This is a genomic window from Sinomonas sp. (genome assembly GCF_051955515.1).
Taxonomy (GTDB): domain Bacteria; phylum Actinomycetota; class Actinomycetes; order Actinomycetales; family Micrococcaceae; genus Sinomonas.
The window spans coordinates 1-10,020 of record NZ_JBQCGQ010000178.1 but is presented as its reverse complement, the minus strand read 5'-3'; the positions used below and the strand labels follow the sequence as shown (position 1 = coordinate 10,020).

Genomic DNA, 10,020 nt, shown 5'->3' with positions numbered 1-10,020 from the left:
CGCCAGAAACCGCGGGCAGCTGCGGGCTCGTGTGGGAGTCAGCGCTCGCCGATTGGCCAGACAGCAGCAGCCAACCGACTCCGATGCCGGCCGCAATGGCCGCGTGGCGTGCGGCAGAGAGGACGCGCTGACGCGTCTCCGCTGTCAACCGCATGTCCCCTCCTCCCCAGCGTTAAGGACCCGGTTGAATTGCTCGTAATGACGCCATGCTAAAACTGTCACCGCGAATTCGCTAGACCCCGCAGGAAAACCTCGCCCGAGGGTTTGTCATGCGCTGTCAAGTAGACGTTAGCGTGTGACGCGCTCGTCGTTGGGGTAGCGTACGCCAAGCTGGCGGCGTACCCCATCGAAAAGCCGCATGGTGCTGAGGGTGTGTGCCCAAGGCATGGTCGGGCTCTCGGTGACGCCCGCCTGAACGCAGCGCGTCACCTCGCGCAGCTCGTACACATAGCCCCGGCCGACCGCGTCGAAGTGCTCGGTGCGCGGCGGGTCCCATCCGCGCCGCACCACGAGCTCCCGCGGATTGTTGATGCTGCCCAGGGTCGTGAGGACTCCCTCCGAGCCGGCGATGGTGGCGGCCCGCGGGCCATGCGCCAGCAGCGACGACGTCAGGGTGGCGAGCTGCCCCCCGCTGTACCCGAGCGCAAGGACGTTCTGTTCGTCCACGCCGTCCTCGTTGAGGGTGCCAAGCGCGGTGAGGGAATCCGGGAAGCCGAGCGCCCCCACGGCCCAGAGGAGGGGGTAGACGGTGAGGTCGAGCAGCGCCCCGCCGCCGGCTTCGACGGCCCAGATGCGGTTGGTCGGATCCTTGGGAGCGGGGAACCCCAGATCGGCGGAGACCCACCGCACAGCGCCGAGCTCGCCCGACTCGGCGATCTCGAACGCCCTCTGCATGGACGGGAGGAACCGCGACCACACCGCCTCCATCAGGAAAACGCCGCGTGCCTTGGCGAGGTCCACAAGCTCCTGTGCCTCGTGGGCATTCACCGTGAACGCCTTCTCGACGAGGACGTGCTTTCCCGCCTCGATCACGGCCTTGGCCGCCTCGTAATGCTGGGCGTGCGGCGTCGCCACATACACGACGTCGACCTCCGGATCCTGCGCCAGCGCGGCATAGCCGGGGACGCCGTCGTCGTCCGCATAGTGGCGGCGGAAGCCGAACTCGCGCGCGAACTCCGACGCGCGCTCCCGGCTGCGGGAACTGACCGCATGCAGGATGGCGTCCGGAAGCATCGAGAGGTCCCGCACGACCGTCCGCGCAATCCCGCCCGTGGCCACCACGCCCCAGCGCAGCGTCTCGCCGGTGGCGGCGAGGGGGTCCGTGTTGTCCTGGAGGGAGAGCCACGTGTTCTGGATGTGACGCGTCATACACCCCATCCTTGCATGGGGACGAACGACGACGGCGGCCGCCCCCACGCGGGGACGGCCGCCGTCGTCTGTGGTCGCCCAGGCGAGCTGAACAGCTCTGCTGGGTTAACTCGACTACTGGGTCAGCTTGCTCAGCGTCGGATCGTTGGCGTAGGCCTCCTTGGCGTTGGCCTTCGTCACGATGACCGGCGGGAGCAGGTAGGCCGGGACGACCTTGTTGCCGTTGTTGTAGGACTTGTCGTCGTTGATGTCCGGCTTCTGGCCCGCCTGGAGCTTCTTCACCATGTCGATCGCCTGAGCCACGAGATTGCGCGTGTCCTTATTGATCGTGGAGTACTGCTCGCCGGCCATGATCGACTTGACCGACTCGACCTCGGAGTCCTGGCCAGTGACCACCGGGATCGGCTTGCCGGCGCTCTTGACCGAGGTGATGATCGCGCGGGCAAGCGTGTCGTTCGGGGAGAGCACGCCGTCGAGCGGTGCGCTGTTGTAGCTCGCCGCGAGGAGGGTGTCCATGCGCTTCTGGGCGTTCTCCGCCTTCCACCCCTGGGTCACTGCCTGGTCGAACGACTTCTGGCCCGAGAGGACCTTGAGCGTGCCGTCGTCGATCTTGGGCTGGAGGACGCTCATGGCGCCGTCGAAGAAGACCTTCGCGTTGGCGTCATCCGGGGAGCCTGCGAAAAGCTCGATGTTGTACGGGCCGTTCGGCTTTTTGGCTTTCATGCCGTCGAGGAGCGCCTGGCCCTGGAGCTGGCCGACCTTGTAGTTGTCGTACGCCACGTAGTAGTCCACCGCGTCGGTGTTCTTGAGGAGGCGGTCGTACGCGATGATCGTCGCGCCGGCATCCTTGGCCTGCTTGAGCTGGGTGCCGAGCTGGGAACCGTCGATGGCGCCGACGATGATGACCTTGGCGCCCTTCGTGACCATGGTCGAAATCTGGTTCTGCTGCTCGCTCACGCCGCCGTTCGCGAACTGCACGTTCGGCGTGAAGCCCGCATTCTTGAGGCCGTCGTTGAACAGGCCCTCGGCGAGAACCCAGTTCTCCGACGTCTTCTGGGGGAGGGCGACGCCGATGACCGAGTTCTGCGCGAAGCCCCCGCTTCCGCTGCTGGACCCGCCCGAGGGGCCCTCGGAGCGACCGCAGGCGGTCAGCGCCAGCGCTGCGATGGCAGCGACTGCTGCTGCCTTTCCTGCCTTGCCAAACATTCGCATGGTTTTCGCTTTCTGTATTTTCCGGGTGGGGAAATCTGTGGGCCTGAGGTTTTTCAGGCTTCCTTCGCGAGGACTTCGCTGGTCTTGGTCGTCTCGTCCGGCTGGGCGGGGACCGCCCGGTTGCTGCCATTGCGCATGAGCAGTCCGATGATCGAGCGGCGGCCCTGCGACTTGTTGTAGACGTCGAAGGCGACGGCGGCGAGGAGCACGAGGCCCTTGATGATCGCGGTCCGGTCCGCGCCGATGCCGAGGAGCTGGAGGCCGTTGTTGAGCACGGCCATCACCAGACCGCCGACGATCGAGCCGATCACGGTGCCGACGCCGCCGGTCACGGCCGCGCCGCCGATGAACACTGCGGCGATTGCGTCCAGCTCCCAGCCCGTGCCGTCGAACGGACCCGACGCGGTGGAGCGGCCCACGAACACCATGCCCGCGAGGGCCGAGAGGATGGCCATGTTCATCATCACGAGGAAGTTGACCCGCTTCGACTGGACTCCGGAGAGCTCGGCCGCGTGACGGTTGCCGCCCACGGCGTAGATGTGGCGGCCGATGATCGTCTTCGCGGAGACAAAGCCGTAGATGAGCACGAGCACGCCGAGGATGATGCCCGGGATCGGGAACGAGGTCCCCGGCCGGCCGGTCGCGAAGAGGTAGGTCGCATAGAGGATTGCCGCGCAGATGAGCACGACCTTCGTCACGGTCACCCACAGCTCGGGCACCTCAGCGCCGAGCTGCTTCGCCTCGCGGCGGTTCCGCAGCTCGCTGTAGACCACGAAGGCCACGCCGAGGAAGCCGATGAGCAGCGTCAGGTTGTTGTAGCCCGTATCCGGGCCGATCTCCGGCAGGTAGCCGGCGCCGATGTACTGGAAGTCCTGGGGGACCGGCACGGTGTTGGACTGGCCGATGAACTGGTTCACGCCGCGGAAGATCAGCATGCCGGCGAGCGTCACGATGAACGCCGGGATCCCCACGTAGGCGACCCAGAAGCCCTGCCAGACGCCGATCACCGCGCCGATGGCCAGACCGAAGAGAATGCCGACCCACGTGGGAAGGTGCCAGTCCCGCATCGTGATGGCCACGATGATGCCGACCGCTGCCGCGATGGAGCCGACCGAGAGGTCGATGTGCCCCGCGATGATCACGAGGACCATGCCGATCGCGAGAATGAGGATGTAGGAGTTGCCGTTGAAGAGGTTGATGACGTTGTCCGGCGTCAGGGTCAGGCCACCGGTGAGGATCTGGAAGAGGATGATCAGGGCCACGAGGGCGAAGATCATGCCGAACTGACGGGTGTTGCCGCCGAAGAGCTTCTTGAGGGCGTCCATGATGTTTCCTTGCGGTGCTTCCTTGGCTGTCTTCTGCGTTTCAGGCAACGCGCTTGCGGGCTTGGGTCATGAGCTTCATGAGGCTTTCCTGCGTGGCTTCCTCCTTGTCGAGGACGCCGGTGATAGCGCCTTCGAAGATCGTGTAGATCCGGTCCGAGAGGCCCAGCAGCTCGGGGAGCTCGGAGGAGATCACGATGACGCCCTTGCCCTGGTTGGCCAGGCGCTGGATGATCCCGTAGATCTCGTACTTCGCGCCGACGTCGATCCCGCGCGTCGGCTCGTCGAGGATGAGCAGTTCCGGATCGGTGAACATCCACTTCGCGAGAACCACCTTCTGCTGGTTGCCGCCGGAGAGCTTCGCCACGCCCTCGTCCACGCTCGGGGTCTTGGTCCGCAGCGACTTCCGGTACTCCTCCGCGATCTGGTACTCGCGATTCACGTCGACGACGAGGCCCTTGGTGATCTTCTTCAGGCCCGCGGAGACCGTCGTCGTCTTGATGTCGTCGAGGAGGTTCAGGCCCAGCGACTTGCGGTCCTCCGTGACGTAGCCGAGCCCGGCATCGATCGCCTGGGCGACCGTGTGCATCCTGACCTCTTTGCCGTGCATGAAGGTCTGGCCCGAGATGAACTTGCCGTACGAGTGGCCGAAGATCGATCGCGCGAGCTCGGTGCGTCCGGCCCCCATCAGACCCGCGAAGCCGACGATCTCGCCCTTCCGGACGAAGAAGTTCGACCGCTTGCACACCAGACGGTCCGGCACACTCGGATGCTGCACGGTCCAGTCCTTCACCTCGAACAGGACCTCACCGATGTGCGGCGTGTGGTCCGGGAAGCGGGACTCGAGCGTCCGTCCCACCATCCCCTTGATGATCCGGTCCTCGTCCACGCCGTCGGCCGTGACGTCGAGCGTTTCGCTGGACTTGCCGTCGCGGATGATCGTGATGGAGTCTGCGATCTGCTCGATCTCGTTGAGCTTGTGGGAAATGATGATCGACGTGATGCCGCGGCCCTTCAGGCCGAGGATCAGGTCGAGCAGATGCTGGGAGTCGCTCTCGTTCAGGGCGGCCGTGGGCTCATCGAGGATGAGGAGCTTGACCGACTTGTTGAGAGCCTTCGCGATCTCGACGAGCTGCTGCTTGCCGACTCCGATCTCCTTGATCGGGGTGTCCGGATCTTCCGTCAGGCCCACCCGCGCCATAAGTTCGATCGAGCGGCGCCGGGCCTCCTTCCAGTCGATCACGCCGCGCTTGGCGGGCTCGTTGCCGAGGAAGATGTTCTCCATGATCGAGAGCTCTGGGATGAGCGCGAGCTCCTGGTGGATGATCACGATGCCGGCGTGCTCGCTGGCCCGGATGTCCTTGAACTCCTGGATCTCGCCCTGGTAGACGATCTCGCCCGAGTACGTCCCGTGGGGGTACACGCCGGAGAGGACCTTCATCAGCGTGGACTTGCCGGCGCCGTTCTCGCCGCAGATCGCGTGGATCTCGCCTGCCTTGACGCTGAGATTGACGTCCGAAAGCGCCTTGACGCCCGGGAACTCCTTCGTGATGGATCGCATCTGCAGGATTACAGGTTCGTTGGCCATATGCCCTTCGCCTCCTGGTCGAACCTCATTGTCCGGCCGTCCGCGGGGGCGGGGCCGTCTGAGGAATGAGTAAACCCTCACGCGCAGGTTGTCGTCAAGCCTTTAACGCAACCGATATGAACGCGATCAGGAATGATGGGAAATGTCAGCGTGCTGGAAGACCAGCGCGGCCGCTCCGAGGACCTCGGCGCGGGAGCCGAGGGCCGACATCGTCACGGTCGTCGATTGGCCGATGAGGGGCACCGCGTGCCGCATGAGCCCCCGGCGGATGGGCTCCAGGAGGATGTCACCGAGCTCGGCCAGAGGGCCGCCGACCACGATCACCTCGGGATTGATGAGGTTGGCGACGTTCCCCAGCGAACGCCCGACGGCGAGCCCAGCATCGTCGATCACCCGCAGGGTTGCGGGGTCGTGGGCCAGGGCACGGCGCACGATGTCGTCAGGCGTGATCGGCTCCTTCTCGCCCCGGCTCAGGAGCTCGACCATGGTGGTCGTCGAGGCCACCGTCTCGAGGCACCCGCGGTTGCCGCACCGGCACACCAGGCCGTGCTCCACGATCGTGGCGTGCCCGATCTCTCCCGTGACTCCCACATGCCCGTAGAAGGGCTGGCCATTGAGGATGAGGCCTGCGCCGATGCCCGAGCCGATCTTGACGAAGACGAGGTTCGAGACACTGCTGTGCGGACCCCAGGTCACCTCGCTGAGCGCGCCCAAATTGGCGTCGTTGTCAATGTAGACGGGGAGCTGCAGCACGTCCTCAAGGTGCGAGAGCAGGTTGAAGCCGACCCACTCGGGGAGGATCGCGCCTTGCGCCACGGACCCTGTCCTGTGGTCGATGGGGCCGGGAATGCCGGCGCCCACCCCCACGACGTCACGGCGCGCCACCCCTGCCTGCTCGAGCAGCGAGTCGAGGACATCGACGGCAGCCGCGATGCCGACGTCGGCCTCGTGGCCCAAGGGGAGCGAGATCGCCTCCTCAGCCAGCACGTCGTACCCCAGGTTCGAGAGGACGAGTCGCAGATGACGCCTCCCGAAGTCGATTCCCACCGCCACAGCGCTGTTGCTGTTGAGGCGGACGCTCAGCGCGCGGCGCCCCGAGCTCGTCGTGGGTTCGGTCGCGACGATCGAGGCGTCTTGCAGTACCTTGACGATGTTCGAGACTGTAGCGGTGGAGAGGCCCGTAGCGCGCGAGAGCTCCGCCTGAGTGGCGGGTCCGGTCATGAGCGCCTCCACGATGCGCTGCTCGTTCAACCGCCGAAGGGCGGATTGGGAGCCCGGATTGCTGGAGGCGCTCGCCGTCGAGCGCAGGGTGGAGACCATGGGTCACAGCATGGACTGGTGGGCGCTTGTCGTCAAGATGTGAACGCAAAACGCCCACTTATGTTAACGTTTCAGTCCCTCAGTTCCGGTGCGCACTACTCTGGGCGCATGCCTGTCATCGACTTTGGGGGCCAGCGGCCCGACATCCACCCCAGCGCCTTCGTCGCCCCGACGGCGAACATCATCGGAGACGCGCATCTGGGGGAGCGTGCAAGCGCGTTCTACGGTGTGTCCGTGCGCGCCGACACCGCGACGATCACTGTTGGCGCCGGGAGCAACCTGCAGGACAACGTGGTCCTCCACGCCGACGCGGGCTTCCCCTGTACCGTCGGCTCCGGCGTCTCCGTGGGGCACAACGCCGTCGTCCATGGGTGCACGGTGGAGGACAACGTCCTCGTCGGCATGAGCGCCACGATCATGAACGGCGCCGTGATCGGTGAGGGTTCGCTTGTCGCCGCAGGCGCTGTCGTGCTCGAGGGGACGATTGTCCCGCCGCGTTCGCTCGTTGCCGGCGTGCCGGCGAAGGTCCGGCGAGAACTCACCGACGACGAAGTGCAGGGCGTCCACAGGAACGCCGCCCACTATGTTGAGCTGGCCCAGGCCCACCGGGAGGCGACGGCGTCCGCCTGACCTCCCCTTGCGCCGTCACCTTTGCGGGGTCCTCTCCGGTTGCGCCGTCACCGTTGCGGGGTGTGCGGGCGACGGCGGGGGCTGGGCTCCGGTTGCGCCGTCAGGTTTGCAGGGTTCGCGGGCGACGGCGGGGGCTGGGCTCCGTTTGCGTCGTCACGTTTGCAGGGTGCGAGGGTGATGGCGCAACGGGGGCGGACCCTGCGAAGGTGACGGGGCAACGGGAGGGGACGCTGCGGAGGTGACGGCGCAACGGGAGGGGACCCTGCGGAGGTGACGGCGCAACGGGAGGGCGCGCCCCCTCCCAGAAGGTCAGTCGAAGACGACCGTCTTGGCCCCGTCGAGGAGGACGCGATGCTCGGCGTGCCACTTCACGGCGCGGCTGAGTGTGCGTCCCTCGACGTCGCGGCCCAGCTGGACGAACTGCTCGGGGGTCTTCGAGTGGTCCACCCGGATGACCTCCTGCTCGATGATAGGGCCCTCGTCGAGATCGGCGGTGACGTAGTGCGCGGTGGCCCCGATGATCTTGACGCCGCGCGCATGCGCCTGGTGGTACGGCTTCGCGCCCTTGAAGGAAGGCAGGAACGAGTGGTGGATATTGATCGCCCGGCCCTCGAGGGCGCGGCACAGGTCGTCGGAGAGGATCTGCATGTAGCGGGCGAGCACCACGAGCTCCACGTCGTACTCCTCGACCAGGGCCAGGAGCTTCGCCTCGGCTTCCGCCTTGGTCGCCGACGTGACGGGCAGGTGCACGAACGGGATGCCGTAGAACTCGGCCATCGGCGCGAGGTCGGTGTGGTTCGAGACGATCACTGGCACGTCGATCGGCAGGGATCCCGTGCGCTGCTGGAACAGGAGGTCGTTGAGGGTTCGGCCGTCCTTCGAGCACATGATGAGTGTGCGGACCCGCTCGCCTTCGTTGTAGAGGCCGAGCTTCATGTCGAACGCCTGCGCAACCGGCGCGAGGGCGGCCTCGAGCGCGTCGCGCGGCTCGTCCGTCTCGACGGAGACTCGCATGAAGAACGTCCCGGTGTCCCGGCTTTCGTACTGGCGGGATTCGGAAATGTTGCAGCCGGCCTCGAGCAGGGCGCCGGAGACCGCGTGCACGATCCCGGGTCGGTCGGGGCAGGAGAGCGTGACGATGAAGGAGTTGCGTACCACGCGTCTTAGGTTATCGGTGCCGGGCTGAGGGCGTGCAGGGCGGCAAGGGCGGCAGCACGTCCGGCCCGCGTCGCGCCGACAGTCGAGGCCGATGCGCCGTACCCCACGAGGAAGAGGCGCGGTTCGCGCACGACGCTTACGCCGTCGTCGGCCATGAGGATCCCGCCGCCCGGCTCGCGCAGCCGCAGCGGCGCGAGGTGCCCCAGCGAGGCACGGAAGCCCGTGGCCCACAGGATCGCGTCGAGCTCCAGCTCACTCCCGTCCGCGAGCACAGCGCCTTCCGCGGTGAGGCGCTCGAGGGGCCCGCGCGAGACGAGCACGCCTGCCGCGATCCCCGCGCGGTACTGCTCGGTGAGCGGGAGTCCGGTGGCGGCGACGACGCTCAGCGGCGGCAGGCCAGCACGCGTCCGTTCGTTGACGCGGCGTTCGACGTCGACACCCCAGTCCGCGTCGAACGGCACCGCCGTGAAGTCGGGCGCTCGGCGGGTGGACCAGAACGTGCTGGCGCCTGCGGCCTCCAGCTGGAGGAGGAACTGCACCGCGGACGTCCCGCCGCCGACCACGAGCACGCGCTGGCCCCGGAATTCGTCGGCCGAGACGAAGTCGTGCGTGTGCAGCTGCCGCCCGCGGAAGAGCTCCTGCCCTGGGTAGCGGGGCCAATGTGGGCGATCCCAGGTCCCGGTCGCGCTGATGACGGTGTCAGCGAGCCAAGACCTGCCATCGCTCGCCCGCACGAGGAGGGCGGCGGCGTCGTCCGTTCGCGAGACCACGGCGACTCGCGCCGGGCGGAGGATGGGCAGTTCAAAGGTGCGCTCGTACTCGCCGTAGTAGCGGCTGACGACGGCGGAGCTGGGCTCCGCGGGATCGGGCGCCTCGAGCGGGAGTCCGGGGAGGGGGTGGAGGCCGTGCGCGGAGTCGAACGTGAGCGAGTCCCACCGGTGGCGCCACGCACCGCCGGGACCGTCGTTGCCGTCGAGGACGACGTAGTCGACCCACGGCTGGAGGCCCCGCCGCTGCAGCCAATAGGCCGCGCTGAGCCCAGCTTGCCCTGCACCGATCACCACTGTCTTCAGAGGCTCCGCCTTGAGAGGCTCCACACGAGGTCCTTCCGGGTCTTTTTCGTGACACGTCAACTATCCACGTAACCAAGAAGGCCCCTCGACTGTTCCCGCAGTCAGCGCGGTAGACTGGGCGGGCCGCGACTGGCGTTGGGTGGGTCACCACCGGGGAGCGGCGAACGGGACATCGCGGGTCGTACGCCTGGGCCATGCGGTTGAGCATTTCCGCGTCGTCACGCCCGGCCATGAGAGTTCCGGCCGCAGCATGACGGCCGGTAGCCTGACCAGTAGCACTCCGAGCCCAACCCAGGAGATCCCGTGACCACCGCGAATCCCACTGTGTCCTCCGTCAGCAACCTCCCGC

The 10,020-nt window shown here is 66.9% G+C and carries 9 protein-coding genes and 1 riboswitch; of the genes, 2 read left to right on the top strand and 7 right to left on the bottom strand.

The genetic code is table 11. The annotated features are described in order from the left end of the window. Nucleotides 1-288: 288 nt before the first annotated feature. The 5 genes from ACTHL9_RS10115 to ACTHL9_RS10095 form a co-directional block, all read right to left on the bottom strand. Entirely contained in the window at nucleotides 289-1,368 is a 1,080-nt protein-coding gene (locus ACTHL9_RS10115) for a Gfo/Idh/MocA family protein (protein WP_440518812.1), read from the bottom strand. A 114-nt stretch (nucleotides 1,369-1,482) separates the two neighbouring features. Continuing rightward, on the bottom strand, nucleotides 1,483-2,580 hold the full coding sequence (locus tag ACTHL9_RS10110; protein ID WP_440518811.1) for a substrate-binding domain-containing protein: 1,098 nt from the start codon (nucleotides 2,578-2,580) through the stop codon (nucleotides 1,483-1,485). Between the two features lie 53 nt (nucleotides 2,581-2,633). After that, nucleotides 2,634-3,905: a multiple monosaccharide ABC transporter permease gene (gene mmsB, locus ACTHL9_RS10105; protein ID WP_440518809.1), complete on the bottom strand. Its 1,272-nt coding sequence runs from the start codon at nucleotides 3,903-3,905 to the stop codon at nucleotides 2,634-2,636. 40 nt (nucleotides 3,906-3,945) lie between these two features. Beyond that, the gene (gene mmsA / locus ACTHL9_RS10100) at nucleotides 3,946-5,490 is read right to left on the bottom strand and encodes a multiple monosaccharide ABC transporter ATP-binding protein (RefSeq protein WP_440518807.1); all 1,545 of its coding nucleotides are present in this window, start codon (nucleotides 5,488-5,490) and stop codon (nucleotides 3,946-3,948) included. Nucleotides 5,491-5,616: 126 nt separating this feature from the next. After that, on the bottom strand, nucleotides 5,617-6,711 hold the full coding sequence (locus tag ACTHL9_RS10095) for an ROK family transcriptional regulator (protein ID WP_440518805.1): 1,095 nt from the start codon (nucleotides 6,709-6,711) through the stop codon (nucleotides 5,617-5,619). Between ACTHL9_RS10095 and ACTHL9_RS10090 the strand changes: the two genes are divergently transcribed. Then, on the top strand, nucleotides 6,710-6,853 hold the full coding sequence (locus tag ACTHL9_RS10090) for a hypothetical protein (RefSeq protein ID WP_440518804.1): 144 nt from the start codon (nucleotides 6,710-6,712) through the stop codon (nucleotides 6,851-6,853). The two genes, ACTHL9_RS10095 and ACTHL9_RS10090, sit on opposite strands and share 2 nt — an antisense overlap. A gap of 65 nt (nucleotides 6,854-6,918) precedes the next feature. Then, on the top strand, nucleotides 6,919-7,440 hold the full coding sequence (locus tag ACTHL9_RS10085) for a gamma carbonic anhydrase family protein (protein WP_440518802.1): 522 nt from the start codon (nucleotides 6,919-6,921) through the stop codon (nucleotides 7,438-7,440). Nucleotides 7,441-7,749: 309 nt separating this feature from the next. On the opposite strand, the gene purU is transcribed toward ACTHL9_RS10085, so the two are convergent. Both purU and ACTHL9_RS10075 read right to left on the bottom strand, forming a co-directional pair. Beyond that, nucleotides 7,750-8,598, bottom strand: coding sequence for a formyltetrahydrofolate deformylase (gene purU / locus ACTHL9_RS10080; protein WP_440518800.1), 849 nt, complete (start codon nucleotides 8,596-8,598; stop codon nucleotides 7,750-7,752). A gap of 5 nt (nucleotides 8,599-8,603) precedes the next feature. Then, complete coding sequence (locus ACTHL9_RS10075) at nucleotides 8,604-9,695, bottom strand: NAD(P)-binding domain-containing protein (RefSeq protein WP_440518798.1); 1,092 nt, start codon at nucleotides 9,693-9,695, stop codon at nucleotides 8,604-8,606. 91 nt (nucleotides 9,696-9,786) lie between these two features. Continuing rightward, a riboswitch (ZMP/ZTP riboswitch) is annotated at nucleotides 9,787-9,871 on the top strand. The last annotated feature ends 149 nt before the right edge of the window (nucleotides 9,872-10,020 follow it).

What these genes read in the sequence shown, in the direction of transcription:
- ACTHL9_RS10095 (WP_440518805.1), bottom strand. Translation starts at nt 6,711, where the DNA reads ATGACCGGACCCGCCACTCAGGCGGAGCTCTCGCGCGCTACGGGCCTC.
- ACTHL9_RS10115 (WP_440518812.1), bottom strand. Translation starts at nt 1,368, where the DNA reads ATGACGCGTCACATCCAGAACACGTGGCTCTCCCTCCAGGACAACACG.
- ACTHL9_RS10110 (WP_440518811.1), bottom strand. Translation starts at nt 2,580, where the DNA reads ATGCGAATGTTTGGCAAGGCAGGAAAGGCAGCAGCAGTCGCTGCCATC.
- ACTHL9_RS10085 (WP_440518802.1), top strand. Translation starts at nt 6,919, where the DNA reads ATGCCTGTCATCGACTTTGGGGGCCAGCGGCCCGACATCCACCCCAGC.
- mmsB (WP_440518809.1), bottom strand. Translation starts at nt 3,905, where the DNA reads ATGGACGCCCTCAAGAAGCTCTTCGGCGGCAACACCCGTCAGTTCGGC.
- mmsA (WP_440518807.1), bottom strand. Translation starts at nt 5,490, where the DNA reads ATGGCCAACGAACCTGTAATCCTGCAGATGCGATCCATCACGAAGGAG.
- ACTHL9_RS10090 (WP_440518804.1), top strand. Translation starts at nt 6,710, where the DNA reads ATGAGCGCCTCCACGATGCGCTGCTCGTTCAACCGCCGAAGGGCGGAT.